At 63.1% G+C, this 17,434-nt stretch carries 13 protein-coding genes and 1 pseudogene; 8 read left to right on the top strand and 6 right to left on the bottom strand.

Annotated elements, in window-relative coordinates; all coding sequences use genetic code 11:
• Window positions 1-129: 129 nt before the first annotated feature.
• Window positions 130-741 (top strand): cysteine dioxygenase family protein, encoded by a 612-nt coding sequence (locus BFP99_RS21730; RefSeq protein ID WP_065948165.1) that lies wholly within the window; start codon window positions 130-132, stop codon window positions 739-741.
• Window positions 738-2,321 carry a rhodanese-related sulfurtransferase gene (locus BFP99_RS21725; RefSeq protein ID WP_065948164.1) on the top strand — a complete coding sequence of 528 codons (1,584 nt, stop codon included), beginning with the start codon at window positions 738-740 and terminating at the stop codon, window positions 2,319-2,321. The genes BFP99_RS21730 and BFP99_RS21725 overlap by 4 nt, the downstream gene beginning before the upstream one ends.
• A 66-nt stretch (window positions 2,322-2,387) precedes the next feature.
• Here BFP99_RS21725 and BFP99_RS33335 read toward each other — a convergent pair whose 3' ends face one another.
• Window positions 2,388-2,549, bottom strand: coding sequence for a hypothetical protein (locus tag BFP99_RS33335; RefSeq protein ID WP_176719701.1), 162 nt, complete (start codon window positions 2,547-2,549; stop codon window positions 2,388-2,390).
• Window positions 2,550-2,945: 396 nt separating this feature from the next.
• Between BFP99_RS33335 and BFP99_RS21720 the strand changes: the two genes are divergently transcribed.
• The 6 genes and pseudogenes from BFP99_RS21720 to BFP99_RS21700 all read left to right on the top strand — a co-directional run bounded on the left by BFP99_RS21720 (window position 2,946) and on the right by BFP99_RS21700 (window position 10,631).
• Window positions 2,946-3,920 (top strand): ABC transporter substrate-binding protein, encoded by a 975-nt coding sequence (locus BFP99_RS21720; protein WP_065948163.1) that lies wholly within the window; start codon window positions 2,946-2,948, stop codon window positions 3,918-3,920.
• A gap of 11 nt (window positions 3,921-3,931) precedes the next feature.
• Window positions 3,932-5,290 carry an LLM class flavin-dependent oxidoreductase gene (locus tag BFP99_RS21715; RefSeq protein ID WP_065948162.1) on the top strand — a complete coding sequence of 453 codons (1,359 nt, stop codon included), beginning with the start codon at window positions 3,932-3,934 and terminating at the stop codon, window positions 5,288-5,290.
• Window positions 5,287-5,403, top strand: a pseudogene (locus tag BFP99_RS33730) (outer membrane lipoprotein carrier protein LolA); the annotation flags it as partial. The gene BFP99_RS21715 and the pseudogene BFP99_RS33730, both read left to right, overlap by 4 nt.
• Window positions 5,404-5,423: 20 nt before the next feature.
• On the top strand, window positions 5,424-6,593 hold the full coding sequence (locus tag BFP99_RS21710; protein WP_065948161.1) for an acyl-CoA dehydrogenase family protein: 1,170 nt from the start codon (window positions 5,424-5,426) through the stop codon (window positions 6,591-6,593).
• A complete protein-coding gene (locus BFP99_RS21705) occupies window positions 6,590-7,534 on the top strand; it encodes a D-isomer specific 2-hydroxyacid dehydrogenase family protein (RefSeq protein WP_065948160.1) in 945 nt (314 codons plus the stop codon). The genes BFP99_RS21710 and BFP99_RS21705 overlap by 4 nt, the downstream gene beginning before the upstream one ends.
• A gap of 976 nt (window positions 7,535-8,510) precedes the next feature.
• On the top strand, window positions 8,511-10,631 hold the full coding sequence (locus BFP99_RS21700) for a TonB-dependent receptor (RefSeq protein ID WP_053130326.1): 2,121 nt from the start codon (window positions 8,511-8,513) through the stop codon (window positions 10,629-10,631).
• A gap of 5 nt (window positions 10,632-10,636) precedes the next feature.
• Here BFP99_RS21700 and BFP99_RS21695 read toward each other — a convergent pair whose 3' ends face one another.
• The 5 genes from BFP99_RS21695 to BFP99_RS21675 form a co-directional block, all read right to left on the bottom strand.
• Complete coding sequence (locus BFP99_RS21695) at window positions 10,637-11,404, bottom strand: energy transducer TonB (protein ID WP_065927193.1); 768 nt, start codon at window positions 11,402-11,404, stop codon at window positions 10,637-10,639.
• The gene (gene tolR, locus BFP99_RS21690; RefSeq protein ID WP_027607142.1) at window positions 11,401-11,847 is read right to left on the bottom strand and encodes a protein TolR; all 447 of its coding nucleotides are present in this window, start codon (window positions 11,845-11,847) and stop codon (window positions 11,401-11,403) included. Before tolR ends, BFP99_RS21695 begins: the two co-directional genes overlap by 4 nt.
• Window positions 11,848-11,861: 14 nt before the next feature.
• Window positions 11,862-12,554, bottom strand: coding sequence for a protein TolQ (gene tolQ, locus BFP99_RS21685; RefSeq protein WP_065948159.1), 693 nt, complete (start codon window positions 12,552-12,554; stop codon window positions 11,862-11,864).
• Window positions 12,555-12,601: 47 nt separating this feature from the next.
• Window positions 12,602-14,467: a phytase gene (locus BFP99_RS21680; protein ID WP_065948158.1), complete on the bottom strand. Its 1,866-nt coding sequence runs from the start codon at window positions 14,465-14,467 to the stop codon at window positions 12,602-12,604.
• A 141-nt stretch (window positions 14,468-14,608) separates the two neighbouring features.
• Complete coding sequence (locus BFP99_RS21675) at window positions 14,609-17,122, bottom strand: TonB-dependent receptor (RefSeq protein WP_065948157.1); 2,514 nt, start codon at window positions 17,120-17,122, stop codon at window positions 14,609-14,611.
• Between the last annotated feature and the right edge of the window lie 312 nt (window positions 17,123-17,434).

Genomic DNA, 17,434 nt, shown 5'->3' with positions numbered 1-17,434 from the left:
AACGTCTAACGCTATTCAGACCGGTTCTAAATTACCTTCAGCTATAAGCTAATCATTAAAAAATAGCATATTAACTATAAACATTATGCTTAGATAAACCCATCCCTGCGACCACACGATGGAAGTGCCATGACCCAGGCCCGACACCCCGAGAGACTCAGAGCCTTCATAGGCGCCCTGGCGGAATTGATCGACGGCAATCCACGCGAAGGCGACCTGTTGCACCGTGGCGGCAAGCTGCTGGCGCAACTGGTCAGCCATGACGACTGGCTCCCCGATGAATTTGCCCAACCCGATCCCGAGCGCTACCAGCAGTTCTTGCTGCATGCCGATTCGCGCCAGCGTTTCAGCATCGTCAGCTTTGTCTGGGGGCCGGGGCAAAGCACGCCGATCCACGACCATCGGGTGTGGGGGCTGATCGGCATGCTGCGCGGCGCAGAGTTCTCCCAAGGCTTCGAACGCGCGCCCGACGGCAGCCTGATCGCCGAAGGCCAGCCGATTCAATTGGTGCCGGGCCAGGTCGAGGCGGTGTCGCCCAAGGTCGGCGACATCCATCAGGTGAGCAATGCCCACAGCGACCAGGTGTCGATCAGCATTCATGTGTACGGCGCCAATATCGGCGCGGTGCGCCGTGCGGTGTACCAGCCCGACGGCAGCGAGAAACTGTTTATCTCCGGTTATTCCAACGCCTTCCTCCCGAATATCTGGGATTTGTCCAAAGAAAAGAGCCCTGCCCTATGACCACCGTACCGACCCGTAGCTTTGCCCGGATTCGCCAGGCCCTGTTGGACCGTGAAGAACTCGCCCTGGTGGACGTGCGCGAAGAAGCGCCGTTTGCCGAATCCCACCCGCTGTTCGCGGCGAATATCCCGCTGTCCAAGCTGGAACTGGAGGTGTATTCGCGCATTCCACGCCGCGATACCCAGGTCACCGTCTACGACAACGGTGAAGGCCTGGCTGCCCGTGCCGCCGAACGCCTGGTTGCGCTGGGCTACACCCAGGTCAGCCTGCTGGAAGGTGGCCTGGACGGTTGGCGCCGGGCCGGTGGCGAGCTGTTTATCGATGTGAACGTGCCGAGCAAGGCCTTTGGCGAGTTGGTGGAGAGCGAGCGCCACACGCCGTCCCTCGCCGCTGAAGAAGTGCAGGCGCTGCTCGACAGCCAGGCCGATGTGGTGGTGCTCGACGCCCGCCGTTTCGACGAATACCAGACCATGAGCATCCCCACCGGCATCAGCGTGCCCGGTGCCGAGCTGGTGTTGCGTGCGCGGGAACTGGCGCCCGACCCGGCCACCCGCATCATCGTCAACTGCGCCGGGCGTACCCGCAGCATTATCGGCACCCAGTCGCTGATCAACGCCGGCGTGGCCAACCCGGTGTCTGCGCTGCGCAATGGCACCATCGGCTGGACCCTGGCCGGGCAGAAGCTCGCCCACGGCCAGTCGCGGCGCTTTGCGCCAACCTCGGAAGAGCATCGCCAGATCGCCGCCGTCGATGCACGCCGCGTCGCCGACAAGGCCCGCGTCGGTCGCGCCACCCTCGCCGACCTGCACGCCTGGCAGCAGGAAACCAACCGCACCACCTACCTGTTCGATGTGCGCACCCCGGAAGAATTCGAAGCCGGCCACCTGCCCGGCGCGCGCTCGACCCCGGGCGGCCAACTGGTGCAGGAAACCGACCATGTCGCCAGCGTGCGCGGTGCGCGCCTGGTGCTGGCGGATGACGATGGCGTGCGGGCGAACATGTCTGCGTCGTGGCTGGCCCAACTGGGCTGGGACGTGCATGTGCTGGATGACCTGCAAGCGGCGCACTTCAGCGAAAAAGGCGCCTGGGTCGCTCCAGTCCCCGCGCCGCCCCAGGCCGAACTGATCAGCCCGCACACCCTCGCCGAATGGCTCACCCATGGTGACACCGTGGTGCTGGATTTCACCGCCAGCGCCAACTACGTCAAGCGCCATATCCCCGGCGCCTGGTGGGTATTGCGCGCACAACTGCCCCAGGCCCTGGCCAAGGTACCCGCCGGCCAGCGTTATGTGCTGACCTGCGGCAGCAGCCAACTGGCGCGCCTGGCGGTGGCTGAAGTCGAAGCGATCACCGGCAAGCAAGTGTTCCTGCTGCAAGACGGCACCGCCGCCTGGATCAACGCGCAACTGCCACTGGAAGAAGGCGAAACCCACCTGGCCTCGCTGCGTATCGACCGCTACCGCCGGCCGTACGAAGGCACCGACAACCCCAAGGAAGCCATGCAGGCCTACCTGGATTGGGAGTTCGGTCTGGTGGAGCAACTGGCCCGCGATGGGACCCATGGGTTTTACGTCATTTGACCCCAGGCACGCCTGCCCCCATTGCGGGAACAGGCGCTGCCCCATGCATGGGGCGGGGGTACTGCGTTACTTTTTTTCTTCTGTGTCGGTGCAAGAAACCGTCTCCGAGCTACCGCTCAACTGAGACTGCATGGCGTGGACACCCGCCTCTATTTGCGAGGCCACGCTGAACTGGGTGCCGAACAGCAGGCTGAACATGACGCATGTGGTTGCCAATAATTTGAACATGACGAATCCTCACTGGTTCGCTGAGAGAGTAAAAATACCCCCATCGTTTATTCGCAGCTGACTTGGCTGCGTGCTGCCATTTTCTGCCCGGCGCAACGCCTGAACACCTGTGAAGAATGACAGTGGCCTAGACCACTTCGCTCTATGCAAACCTGCGCTGAGAGCGATTGGCGCCGCCCCCTTGGACACCCAGGCACCTCAGCCGCAATTACCTATTCGAAAAATACATAAACCGCATATTAGATAACCAATTATCTTAATATTTTTAATAATTAACATATAACCAAAAAGACCTTCACAGAAGGTTTTTATGAGCATAACGTGAACTCCTCACCGACCCCTTCTCCAGGCGGAGGTAGCCGAACCCTTTCACGATCTGCCTGGAGCCAGCATCCCATGGTCTTTTCCACTCCGTTCAAACGCCTGCTCCTGGGCACTGCCCTGGCCCTTGGCCTGGCCACCTGCGCCCACGCCGCCGACCTGCAACCGCTGCGGGTGGCCAATCAGAAATCGACGATCAAGACGCTGCTGGAAGTCTCCGGCGAAACGAAAAACGTGCCCTATGAAATCCAGTGGTCGGAATTCCCGTCCGCCTCGCCCCTGGGCGAAGCCTTGAATGCCGGAGCCGTGGACATTGGTGCCCTGGGCGACGCGCCCTACGTGTTTGCCCTTGGCGCCGGCGCCTCGCTAAAGGTGGTCAGCATCATCCACGCCGAAGGGCGTAACACCACCGCCCTGCTGGTGCCCAAGGATTCGCCGATCAAGACGGTGGCCGACCTCAAGGGCAAGAAAATCGTCACCGGGCGTGGGTCCATCGGCCATTACCTGGCGATCAAGGCGCTGGCCACGGCCGGCCTGACCACAAAGGATGTGCAGTTCATTTTCCTGCTGCCCAGCGAGTCGCGCCTGGTGCTGGATAACGGCACTGTCGACGCCTGGTCGACCTGGGACCCCTACACCACCGTCGTCACGTCCCAAAGCCAGGCGCGGATCCTGGCCAGCGGCAACACGCTGTTGAGCAATCACCTGTACCTCGCCGCCACCCGCCAGGCCATCGCCGACAAGCGCACGCAGCTGGACGACTTTGTCGCCCGCGTCGACCGCGCCTACGCCTGGGCCAATACCCACCCCGACGAGTACGCCGCCGCCCAGGCCAAAATCACCGGGCTGCCGCTGGCCGTGCATGTGGCCGTGGCCAAGGAAACCCGCCTGAGCCCGGTGCTGATTGACGACAGCGTGATCAGTGGCCTGCAGGCCACCGCCGACACCTACCAGCAAGAAGGCCTGCTGCCCCGGCACATCGACGTGTCCCAGGGCTTCGACACGAGCTTTAACGCCAAGCGCGTCCCCAACAACCAAGCATCACGCTGAAGGAGCAGAACATGAGCACGCCACATCAATTGAAACCCCGCCATTTGAAATTGGGCGCCATGGTCCACGGTGTCGGACACGGCTGGGGCGAATGGCGCCATCCGCAGGCGCAACCGAATGCCAGTACGAATTTCGGCTTCTACAAACAGCAGACCGAACTCGCCGAAGCGGCCAAGTTCGACTTCGTGTTCATCGCCGACAGCCTGCACATCCATGCCAAATCCAGCCCGCATTACCTCAACCGCTTCGAGCCGCTGACCATCCTCTCGGCCCTGGCCGCACTCACCAGCCATATCGGCCTGGTGGCCACCGTGACCGTCAGCTACACCGAGCCCTACCAGGTGGCGCGCCAGTTCGCGTCCCTGGACCATATCAGCGGCGGTCGCGCCGGCTGGAACGTGGTGACCTCGTGGCTCAGCGGCACCGCCGACAACTTCGGTAAGGCCGAACACCCACCCCACGCCGTGCGCTACCGCATCGCCAAGGAACACCTGAACACGGTCAAGGGCCTGTGGGATTCCTGGGAAGACGACGCCTTTGCCTACAACAAGCAAAGCGGCGAATTCTTTACCCCGGGCAAGCTGCATGCGCTGAACCACAAAGGCGAGTTTTTCTCGGTCAAAGGCCCGCTGAACATTGCGCGCTCGCGCCAGGGCCAACCGGTGATTTTCCAGGCGGGCACGTCCGAAGACGGGCGTAACTTTGCGGCGCAGAACTCGGACGCCATCTTCGTGCATGTGGAAAGCATCGAAGAAGGCCTGGCGTATACCCAGGACCTCAAACGCCGCGCCAAAGGCTTTGGCCGTGACGCCGACAGCCTGTCGATCCTGCCGGGCATCCGCCCGATTGTCGGCCGCGACGAGGCCGAAGTGGAAAGCCGCTACCAGCAGGCCGTGGAGCTGGTCACCGTGGAAGACGCCATCGTCGCCCTCGGCCGCCCGTTCAACGACCATGACTTCAGCCAGTACCCGCTGGACGCCCCGTTCCCGGAACTCGGCGACCTGGGCGCCAACAGCCAGAAAGGCGGCTCCGACCGCATCAAGCAACTGGCCAGGGACGAAGGCCTGACCCTGCGCGAAGTGGCGCTGCGCTTCTCGCGGCCCAAGCGTGATTTTGTCGGCACCCCGGAGCAAGTCGCCGACGCGATCCAGACCTGGTTCGAACGCGGTGCCAGCGATGGTTTCATCATCAACTCGGTGCTGCCGGACGGCTTGCAGTATTTCACCGAACTGGTGGTGCCGGTGCTGCAACAGCGTGGCCTGTTCCGTAGCGAATACACCGGCCACACCCTGCGCGACAACCTTGGCCTGGCCGTACCGGTCAATCGTTACAGCATCGAGGTGGAAGAACCGCAGGAGGCGCTGGCATGAGCGAATCCCTCACTGTAGGAGCGAGCTTGCTCGCGAAGATCGTTAACGATAACGCGGGACATCTGACTCCCCTCGGCGCTCTCCGGTTTTTCGCGAGCAAGCTCGCTCCTACAAAATTACGGGTGATCACCCCATGACCCAACCGTCTCTACGCTCCGTGGAAGTCGCCAACTTCGACGCCCTGCTCGAACGCCTCAGCACCGAGCTGGCCGGCACCGCGCACCTGTATGACGAGAGCGGCGCCTTCCCCCATGCCAACTTCCAGCGGCTGCATGACCACGGCCTGGTCGCCCTCACCGTGCCCAAAGCCCTCGGTGGCGGCGGTGCCAGCCTGCCGCAGGCGCGCAAGGCGATCAGTGCAATTGCCAAGGGCGAACCGTCCACCGCACTGATCCTGGTGATGCAATACCTGCAACATACCCGCCTGCAAGACAGCAAGACCTGGCCGCCCCATCTGCGTACACAAGTGGCCGAGGACGCGGTGCGCAACGGCGCATTGATCAACGCCCTGCGCGTCGAACCCGACCTCGGCACCCCGGCCCGTGGCGGGCTGCCGGCGACCACCGCCGTGCGCACTGCCGAGGGTTGGCGCATCAGCGGGCGCAAGATCTACTCCACCGGCAGCCATGGCCTGAGCTGGTTCAGCGTATGGGCGCGCAGCGATGACACCGACCCGCTGGTGGGCGCCTGGCTGGTGCCCAAGGACAGCCCCGGCGTGAGCATCATCGACACCTGGGACCACCTCGGCATGCGCGCCACCTGCAGCCATGAAGTGCTGCTCGACAACGTACTGGTGCCGCTGGACCACGCCGTCAGCGTCAGCCCCTGGAGCGCGCCGCAACCGGAACTGGATGCCGACGGCTTCCTGTGGATGTCAGTGTTGCTGTCCTCGGTGTATGACGCCGTGGCCCAGGCCGCGCGGGACTGGCTGGTGAACTGGCTGGAAGAACGCACGCCGTCCAACCTCGGTGCGGCGTTGTCGACATTGCCGCGTTTCCAGGAAACCGTCGGCCATATCGACACCCTGCTGTTCGCCAACCGCAGCCTGCTCGACGCCGCCGCCGACGGCCACACCCCGGCCGCCAACGCCGCGCAGTTGAAGTACCTGGTCACCCACAACGCGATCCGCGCCGTGGAACTGGCCATCGAGGCCTCCGGCAACCCCGGTCTGTCACGCCATAGCCCGCTGCAACGCCACTACCGCGATGTGCTGTGCAGTCGCGTACATACCCCGCAGAACGATGCGGTGCTGCAAGGTGTCGGTAAAGCCGTGTTCGCCCAACGCCAGAAGGAACGCACATGACTCAGGTGATTATTGCCAGCCAGTTGGACGAAGACTACAACGAGGTGATCCGCGCACGCCTCACTGCGATCCACCCCGGAGCCCAGGTGATCGGCGTGCCGGCGGGCGTGCCGAGCGACCTGCCGCCCCAGGCGAATATCCTGCTGCTGCGCCCGATCAACGTGCGCGGCTACACCGCCCCGGACACCCCGCCACCGGGCTGGCCCTACGGCGCGCAATGGGTGCATTTGGTCTCATCGGGCATCGACTTCTACCCGCAATGGCTGTTCAACGGCCCGCCGGTGACCACCTCCCGGGGCAGCGCCGCCGACAACCTCGCCGAGTTCGCCCTGGCGGCGATCTTTGCCGCGGCCAAGCATTTACCGGACATCTGGGTGAAGGACTCGCAATGGAATTTCACCGCCCTGCGCCCACTCAAGGGCATCACCCTGGGCATCCTCGGCTTTGGTGCGATTGGTGAAAGCCTGGCGCAAAAAGCCCTGGGCCTGGGCATCAACGTTGTGGCCCTGCGTCAGAGCCAGGCACCGTTCGGCGCAGGAGTGCAGGCCGCCAACGACATCCACGACCTGTTCGCCCGCGCCGACCATCTGGTAGTGGCCGCGCCACTGACCGACGCCACGCGGCATATCATCAACCGCGATGTGCTGGGCAGCGCCAAGCCGGGACTGCACCTGATCAACATCGCGCGCGGCGGCTTGCTCGATCAGGAGGCGTTGCTGGAGGCGCTGGATAACGGCCGGATCGGCCTGGCATCGCTTGACGTGACCGAGCCGGAGCCCTTGCCGGATGGGCACCCGCTGTACAGCCACCCACGGGTGCGGTTGTCGCCGCATACGTCGGCGATTTCGACCAATAGCCGCAACGAGATTGCCGATACGTTTTTGGCGAATCTGGAGCGCTACGTTTCAGGGATCGCACTGGCGAATCTGGCTAACGCCTGATGCCGTTCAAAAATGTGGGAGGGGCGGTGCGACGATTCGACTTGCTCCCGATTGCAGTGGGTCAGTACCAAATCCACCAACTGACACTCCCTCATCGGGGCATAGGTATCTGCACAACTCTTAAAGGCTGACACATAACTCTGTGGTGAGCGGGCTTGTCGAATCGTCGCACCGCCCGCGCTGGGCTGCGAAGCGGCCCCAATAAGGTCACCGCAGAGTGCCAGAATCAATCGAGGTGAAGGTTTTGGGGCTGCTTCGCAACCCAGCGCGGGGCAAGCCCGCTCACCACAGAAGCCTAATTGCCATAGATTCCGTATTCACTGGAAGTTGTGTAGATACCCATGCTCATCGGGGGCAAGCCCCCTCCCACATTTTTAACCCAGTACACCAGACCCAACTCCGGTCGGCTCTAAGGCCGCCGCGCTTTGGCTCTTGATCTCAAATCGCCCCGTCAAACACGCTGGCCGAACGCAGGCTTTGGAGCGTGGGTAACCCGGCAGGACGCCGGGTTAGCCGCACTGGGCCATGGATGGCCCATTGCGGCGGCCCACGCTCCAAAGCCGGAGTGAGGGCACACCGAGCCTAAGCGAGGTGCCGAGTGTTGGGGCGAAGCGTTTTTGGTTACTTTTGGCGCTCTTCCAAAAGTGACCCGCTGTAAGAGCGGAACCCTAAGCAGCCGTTACCGCAGCAACGGATATGTACTCGGTCAAATCCAACGACATGGTCGGCCCGAAGGCCGCCATCGGGAGCAAGTCGAATCGTCGCACCGCCCCTCCCACATTTGGTTATACGACCAGGCGAAAAACATCATCAGATATACGCATCATAAACAAATATTAACTGCATATTTTTAATAATTAACATATAACAAAACGGACTTTTACGGACGCCTTTCCTATCCATATTGTTATGTCCAGCACCGACCCCTGACCAGGTGGAGGCCTTGCCTGAACCACCACTTTCTCAGGGTCCTACCATGAGCCACATCGCCGCGCCCAATCGCCTCACCCTTGCTGTCTCCCTCGCCCTGTTCGGCGCGTACGCCCACGCCGATGACGCCGCGCTGCCGGTGGTCAATGTCACGGCCGAGCACCGCAGTGAAGACTTGCAGAAAACCCCGCTGGCGATTTCCGCCTTCGACGAGAAGAGCCTCGACGACAAGCAGATCCGCAGCGTGCGCGACCTGTCGGGCCAGGTGCCGAACCTGACTCTCAGCCGCCAGTCGATCTCCTACAGCGCCCAGACCTATGGCATTCGCGGCATCGGTGAAACCGACCCGATCCAGGAAGCCGCCGTGGCGGTGTACGCCGACGACTTGTACATCCCACGGGCGATTTCCTCGATGCTCGACTTCAATGACGTCGAGCGCGTCGAAGTGCTGCGCGGCCCCCAGGGCACCCTGTACGGGCGCAACAGCAGCGCGGGGGCGATCCGTGTGATCACCCGCGACCCCAACCAGGAAACCCGTGGTTTCGTCGAGCTCGGTGCCGGCAACTACAATGCGCAGAACGGCCGTTTCCTGATCAGCGGCCCGCTGGTGGACAACGCGTTGTTCGGCAGCTTTTCGGCGATCCGCCTGAGCCGCGACGGCACGGTGTCCAACCCGACCCGGGGCAAGGATGTGAACAACGTCGATATCCAGTCCTACCGCGGCAAGCTGCGCTACAAGCCGGAGGATTCACCTTGGGATGTGCAGTTGACCCTGGCCGGCACTTTTGACCGTGGCGACACCACCAGCTACTCGCCGTTCGACGCCAATGGCCGTTTCGACAAGTTCAAGAGCTACAGCAGCCTCGACCCGAAAAACCGCCTTGACCAGGGCAGTTCGGTGTTGCGCGCGATCTATGCGATCAACGATCACTTGAATGTCAAATCGGTCACTGCATGGTCGTCCTTCAACCAGCCGGTGGACTACGACAACTCTGGCCAGGCCGCGCTGATCCAGAACAACCTGATCCTCTACAAGCAAAACTACGCCACCCAGGAATTCCAGCTCAACGGCGACTATGACGACTTCAGCTTCAGCACCGGCCTGTACCTGTACCGCGAACGCTTCGATGCCGACCGCGACAACCTCACCTACTCCATCGCACGCAACCGGGTGATCGGCCAGGGTCAGTACAGCACCACCAACACCGAAAGCTACGCGCTGTATGGCCAGGGCACCTACAAGATCACCCCGCAGCTGTCGCTGATCGCCGGCCTGCGCTTTACCCGCGAACACAAGAACTTCGAGTTCACCAATTACGCGATCAATACCGACAGGCAGATTACCGGCACCAACTTCGCGGCCGAGTCGAGCAAATCCTGGCAGTCCACCAGCCCGAAAATCGGCTTCGAATATGCCTGGACGCCGCACCTCAACCAGTACGCCTACGTCGCCAAGGGCTTCAAGGCCGGCGGATACGACAACCGTGCGCCGACCCGCGCCGCCGCCGAGCAGGCGTTTTCGCCGGAAGACGTGACCACCTGGGAAACCGGCTTCAAGGGCGACTTCTTCGACCAGCGCCTGCGGGCCAACGTCGCGCTGTTCTACAACGACTACAAAGACCTGCAGACCAACGCCTACGACCCGGCGCTGGGGGTGAGCCTGCGCACCAACGTCGGCCAGGCCCACACCTACGGCGTCGAGCTGGAAACCCTCACCGCCCTGAGCCGCGACCTGCAACTGAGCGCCAACCTCGGCTACCTGGAGAGCCAGTACGACGACTTCCAGAACGCCAGCGGTGCCGGGGTCGATGCCAATGGCAAACAACTGGTGTTCTCGCCGCGCTGGAACGCCAGTGTCGGCCTGAACTACACCATTCCCGCAGGCCTGCCGGGCACCTGGCTGGCGGGCACGGATGCGCAGTTCCAGACCAAGTCCTACGCCAACGCGCTGAACGACGACATCCAGGAAGTGCCGCAGCAAACCTTCTGGAACGCCAACACTCGCTACATCAGCGGCGACGGCCACTGGACCACCACCCTGGCGGTGAAAAACCTGCTGGACCGCGCTTACCCGCAATCGGTGGGCTATGTGCCGTCCAGCGGCGCCCGTTATTACTCGGTCAACGATCCGCGCACGCTGTTGCTGTCGGTGCGCTATGACCTCTGAGTGCGTTACTTGATGCGGTAATGGAAGGTATTGCGCACCGCCGGTACGGCCACGGCCTTGCCATCAACGATCCTCGGCTGGTAGCGGAAAGTGTTCGCCGCCGCCAGTGAAGGCCGGATAAACAACGGGTGGCAGCCGTCCAGCACCTTGGGATTTTCCACGCGGCCTTGGGTGTTGACGCTGTACTCCAAGGTGCAGTCGCCCTCGATGTTCTTGTCCAGGGCGCGCTCGGGATAGTCCGGTGCCTCCTTGCTCAGGGGTTGGTATTGGCGGCTGTCGAAGGCCGGTGCAGGGGCTGGCGCGGGGGTGGCTGCCCGGGCTTTTTCAGCGGCCAGGCGTTGCTGATCGAGGCGTTGTTGTTCCAGCTCGCGGTTGCGTTGTTCGGTGGCCAGGCGTTCCTGCTGCTGCTCGATCTTCTTGTCTTCGACGCGTTTGCGCGCCAAGGCGGCTTTCTCGAGTTTTTGCGCCTGGACCTGTGGATCGACCACGGGCTTTACCGGCACCGGTATCACCACCGGTTCCGGCGGTGCGGGGGCAGCCACCACCGGTTCAGGCTCGGGCGCTGGCGCCGGTGGCAGCATGACCAACTGCGTGTGCATCACCCGAGGGGCATCCACCACGGGCTTTTGCGTCGACCAGCCCAGCATCAACGCGGCCAGCACGCCGACGTGCAGCGCCACCGCCAGGCTGGCGGCGAGGCTGTTTCTCCAAAACCCCGAAGCATCCCGGGGCGCCATCGTCAGGGTGGGACTGTGCATGATCATCGCCGTCATTGCGGGGCCTCGGTCACCAGCCCCAGGTTGCTGACACCACCCTTCTGCAACACCGCCATGGCCGCGACCACACGGCCGTAACCGGCGTTGTCGTCGGCGCGGATATAGACTTGGGTGTCGCTGCGCGCCGCCACCACCTGCATGACCTTGGCGCCCATTTCATCCAGGCTCACGGCGCTGTCGGTCTGGTGCTGGGTATCGAGTTCGCCGCCGAGGTTCCAGTAGTAGCCACCGTCGGCCTTTACCGACAGCGTGAGGATCTGCTGGCGGGTGTCGGTGGCCAACGCCTCGGCGGCGACCTTGGGCAGGTCGATCTTCACGCCCTGGGTCAGCATCGGCGCGGTGACCATGAAGATCACCAGCAGCACCAGCATCACGTCGATATACGGCACCACGTTCATCTCGGCCTTGGGCCCGTGCTTGCGTTGCGGCCTGACTAACATGGGAGTTGCTCCTTTCAGGCGGCGACGGCCAGGTTGATCGACGTACCGCGCAGGGTGCGGTGCAGGCGTACCTGCAGCTCATTGCCAAACGCGTAGTAACGGGTGAGCAGGGTCTGGCCGCGCGCCGCGAAGCGGTTGTAGGCGATTACCGCCGGGATCGCCGCGAACAGGCCGATGGCCGTGGCGATCAAGGCTTCGGCAATGCCCGGCGCTACGGTGGACAACGTCGCCTGTTGCACCTGGGACAAGCCGATAAACGAATTCATGATGCCCCACACCGTGCCGAACAGGCCGATGTACGGGCTGACCGAACCCACGGTCGCCAGAAATTGCAGGCCCTTTTCCAGCTCGATTTCCTGCTCGGTGATCGCCACCTGCAAGGCCCGCTCCACGCCTTCGAGCACCGCCGGGTCATGGCTATGCAAGTGCTGGTATTCCTGGACCCCGGCGATAAAGATCGGCGCAATGCCGCCCTCGCCCGCCAGCTGGACCTCACGGCACAGTGCCTGCAGATCCGGCGCGGCGCGAAAGCGCTGCACAAACGTATTCAACTGCCGCTCCAGGCGGCGCAGCACACTGCCGCGCTGGATAATCAGGTACCAGCTGAGCAAGGACGCCAACAGCAAGGTGAGCATGACAGCCTTGACCAACAGGCTGGCGTCGCTGATCAAACCCCAGATCGTCATATGTTCCATCGTCGCGTGCATGGTGAATCTCCCATTCGATTAAAAAGTAATGACCGGTTGATGACGGTTCACGGCAATTTCAATGCACGGGTGACCTCGGCCCAGGGCACGAACTTGAAGTTCTGGGTTTGCTCGGGCATGCGCTTGCGCCCGTCCTGCACCACCAGCATGCCTTGGCTCCATGGCCCGCCGAGGTTGATGGCGGTGACTTCCAGGCCATCGGTTTCCGACGCACCGTCGATACCGGCGGCGGCGTTCAAGCCGACGCGAAAGCCGCCGTGCACGGCAAACGGCGGTTCGGCATCCACCACCAGGTAGCTGTCATTGCCTTGGCTGGAGATCACCAGGTAGTCATGTTTATCGCTTTGGTACAGCGCCAGGCCCTCGACATCCGCATGCAATTGCGGGCCGACCTTGATCACGCTGGTCAACGTCGCCGGTTGATCGGCGCGCGCATCCACCGCCCACACGCCGACGTCTTCCTCACCGATAAACAGGCGCTGGCGCTGGTCGTCGGCCACACAGCCTTCGGGTTGGCTGTCGACCTTGAACTGACGCACCAGCTCGCCATGCACACGGCCGTCCGGCGCACTGAGGCGGTATTGCAGGAAGGTGCCGTCCTTGCCGTTGGCAATCGCGTAGATCTCGCCGCTGGCGGGCTGGAACAGGCAAATGCCATAGATTTCCTTGAGCGGCGTGGGCACTTCACCGGCCTCTCGCAGCTCGCCGCTCTGGCGGTCGATGCTGAACAGGCTCAGGCTGTTGTGATCGCGATTGCTCGCCACCGCCAGGTCCACCGTTTGCGCGCCAAGCTTGAAGTTGGAGCGTACGTCGACGTTATTCAGGCGGCCCACCGCCAGTTCCTGCAACAGCTTGCCGTCGAGGTCGTAGGCGAGCAGGCCCTGTTTCTTGTTGGTGCCGAGCACACGGCTGTTGGCCGGGGTTTGCGGGTGAATCCAGATCGCCGGGTCATCCGCCGCATCGCCCTGGCGGCCGACCGGGTCGCTCTGGCGCAAGGCCGCGACTTCCGGCAGCACCGGCGCCGCTGCGACGGGCGTGGCCTGCCAGTCGAGCCTGGCCTGGTAGAGCGTGCCGCTGTCATCATCGCGCACCAGCAGCTGGCGGCCATTGAGCGCCAATTGCTCCGGCTCTTTCAGGCCCGGCAGGCCCAGGCTCGGTTGCTCCACCCAGCGCTCGCCGGTGTGCTGGAACAGGTGTAACCGGGCGGTCTTCGGGTCCAGGGCAACCACACCACCGGGTACCAGCGCCATGGCCCCGGCTTCGCGTTTGGGAGTGTCGAACAGCGCCACCGGCGTGCGTTTCACCTCGGCTTCCGGGTGCGCCGGGTAGGCCCACCAGCCGACATTCTCTTCATTCACCAGCAACTGCTGGGTGGCATCGTCCACCTGGCAGAACTGCGCCGACGGCGGCAGCGGCAGACCCCGTACACGCTGGGGGGCGGTGAGCAGCGTCGCGCCGTTGCCCACCAGCCATTGCTCGCCCTTGCCCTCTTCGCCCACCAGGAACACAAACAGATTGGCCGCGGCGTCGCGGTACAGGCACAAGCCATTTACCGGGTAGTCGCGGGTCGGCAGGTACAGCGGTTTGCCCCAGCTTTTGCTGGCGCTGTCCAGGCTGATCAGCAGCGCCTGTTGGCGCTCGTTGTCGAGGCTGGCGACCAGCACCTGGGCACCTGCGGCGCGGGTGTCGAGGCTGCTGAAGTTACCCTTGAATCGCGCCAGCTCGGCGCCCTGGCTGTCGAGCAGTTGCAGGCCGTCGCGGGTGCTGGTGGCCAGGCGCTCGGTGGTGTTGGGCAGGAAGGCCACGGCTTCAGCCTTCAAGGATGGCGCCCAAGGCGTCAGGGTCAGATCGGCAGCCAGTGCATGAGTGCAGGTCAACACCGATATCAGCAAGTACAGCTTGGAAATTCTCATGTACAAACAAATCCTTCGAAAACAATGGAGTTCCAATGTGGGAGGGGGCTTGCTCCCGATAGCGGTCAATCAGTGAAGGATGCACAACTGGCCCCCCTCATCGAGAGCAAGCCCCCTCCCACATTGGAATCGAGGTGTGAGTTAGAAATGAGTGAAGGTCAGTCCCACCTTGTAGGTCGGGCCGTACTCTTCGTATTGGCCGTTGTAGCTGCGGTGGCCGGTGTAGACGAAGTACGACTCATCGGTGAGGTTCTGGGCTTCGAAGCTGACTTGCAGGTTCTTGGTCAGCGAGTAGCGCGCGCTGAAGTCGACGAAGGTCTGGGCGTCGACGTGCAGGTCGTGGGCCTTGTCGTTGATCGAGGCCAGTTCATACAGGTAGGCCGACTTGTAGTTGGCCGACAGGCGCAGGCTGAGCTTGTCGTCCTCCCAGCCGAGCATCAGGTTGCCGACGGTGTCCGACTGGTTGGGCAGGCTGATGTTGCGCTTGCGATTCGTGCCGCTGGCGGCGTCGAAGCCTTCGATATCGGCGCTGGAGCGGCTGAAGGTGCTGTTGGCGCCGATCAGCAAACCGTTCCACGGTGCGGGCAGCCAGTCGAACTTCTGTGAGTAGGCCAGTTCCAGGCCGTAGAGCTTGGCGCTGTCGCCGTTGGCATAGGTGTGAGCCTCGGCGAAGTTGGTCCAGGCGCCGGTGCCGGCGAGGTCGGTGTTGTAGACGAAATTCTTGATGTCCTTGTAGAACACGAACGCCGACACGGTGCCGGCACGGCCCATGAAGTGCTCGATACCCAGGTCAAGGTTGCTCGATTCCAGGGGCTTGAGGTCCGGGTTGCCGAAGGTGGCTTCGTCATCGTCGATCACAAAACCCGGCGCCAGCTGGCCGAACGTCGGGCGCACCACCGACTTGGTCCAGGCCGCGCGCACCTGGGTGTTCTTGTCGATCTTGTAGCGCGCATGCAGGCCCGGCAGCCAATGGTGATAGCGGCGCTTGGTCTCGGTGGGCGTGAACACGCCATCGGTGGCACCCGTGCCCTTGGCTTCGAACTCGGTGCCTTCGTAGCGCAGCCCGGCGATAAAGCGCCAGTCGTCAACGTCGAGGGTGTTCATCAGGTAGCCGGCGTTGATGTCCTCGCGGATGGTGAAGTCGTTGACCCGCGATTCGGTCTCGTCATAGAAGTCCGCCGGGTTGAGGCTGCCAATCAGCTGCTTGATGGCACCGGGGCTGATGCCGGGGCCGTAGTTGCCCAGGCGATAGTCGACGCTGCCCTTCTGGAAGCGGCTGAGGTTGAGTTGGTCGGCACTGAAGCCGAGGGTGTCGAAGTCTTCGTAGACCCAGGCCTCCAGGTCGTTGTCCTTGTTGCGGCGGCTGACCTTGCCGCCGAACTTGACCTGGGACGCATAGCCGCTCAGGTCATAGTCGCGAGCCAGGTCCAGGCGCAGGTTTTTCTCGGTGTCCGTGGTGTTCTGTTTTTCCCAGTCGACCTTGTCGAGGCTGAAGTTGCTGGCGTCGTAGAAGCCGCTGCCGATGATCGGGCGGGGTTTGTCCTTGTCGTAGAAACCGCTGCCTGCAAAGTCGCCGCCGTCGAAGGTGGCGCCGGCGATATGCGCCGGGCTGTCTTCGCTGGACTGGCTGTAGCCGGCCTGGCCGCTTAAGGTCCACAGGCCGAGCATGCGTTCGCCGCCGAATACATAGGATTGGATTTCCTGGGTTTCCTCACGGTTTTTCAGCTTGCGCTTGCCCTCGGCATCACCCAGTTGGCCCGGGGCCTGGGGGTCGGCAAACTCGATGCTGGTGGAGTTGCGGGTTTCGGTGTCGGTGTAGCGGCTGTAGAGGGTGCGCAGGTAGTAGCTGCTGAGGTCGTCGGGCTTGTAGTCGAAGTTCAGGCCACCGCCGGCACGCTCGCGGCTGATGTCGTAGTCGCGCTGTTCGAACTCGTTGAGCCGGGCGCCGTCGGTGAAGTCCCAGGCGCCGCCGGTTTCGACGTTGTCCGAACCGAAGTCGCGTTTCTGCCAACTCAGCGCTGCGGCGACGCCGAAGTTGTCGATGCCGTCGCCGAGGCTGAAACGGTTACTGGCGGCGCCGGAGAATTTCGGGCTGGTCTGGTGGGTGTTCTTGTCGTAGCTGGCTTCGCTGCTGCCGGTGTAGAACAAACCTTTATGGTCGAAGGCCGAGAGGCTTTGCACATCGACGGTGCCGCCGAGGGAATTGGCGTCCATGTCCGGGGTGAGGGTCTTGATCACCGACAGCGATTGCACCAGTTCCGAAGGCAGTACATCGAGGGCCACGGCGCGGCGCGCGCTTTCCGGGGCGGGCACCAGGGTGCCGTTGATGGTGACGCTGTTGAGGTCCGGGCCCAGGCCGCGCACGCTGACAAAACGCCCTTCGCCCTGGTCGCGCTCCACACTGATGCCCGGCAGGCGCTGCGCCGCTTCGGCGACGTTCTGATCCGGCAACTGGGCCACGCCGTCGGCATGCACCACGCTCTTGATGCTGTCGGCGCTGCGTTGCTCCTTGAGCGCCTGGTCGATGGCGGCGGCCTGGCCGACCACCTCGACGTGCTCGGTGGCGCTCGCTTCGGCGGCGCTCAACCGTTCACTGGCCATCGCCAGGGCCAAGGCGGTAAGCGTAAAGCTGACGAGCCCGGTGCGCTTGTACATGCAATCCTCCCCAAGAATCCATTGGCGCCAGGCAAGGGGCCCGGCAACTGGGAGGGCACGCTAGGGGTGGGGGATGACGGTTCTGTGACAGGGGTCGGCGCGAAGGCCTGTAAACCCGGGTTTAGAGCAGTCCTGCAGGTGCAAATGAGCTGATATGACCTGTGTAGATCCCCTGTGGGAGGGGGCTTGCTGTGGTGAGGAGGCTTATCCCCCCGACGGGTTCACTGAGGATACGGGGGGCCTGCTTCGCAGACCGGCGCGGGGCAAGCCCGCTCACCACAGCAAGCCCGCTCACCACAGCAAGCCTGCTCA

The organism is Pseudomonas sp. 1 R 17 (assembly GCF_900067035.1).
In the GTDB taxonomy this organism is placed as follows: domain Bacteria; phylum Pseudomonadota; class Gammaproteobacteria; order Pseudomonadales; family Pseudomonadaceae; genus Aquipseudomonas; species Aquipseudomonas marginalis.
This window is presented reverse-complemented; position numbering and strand designations above follow the sequence as displayed.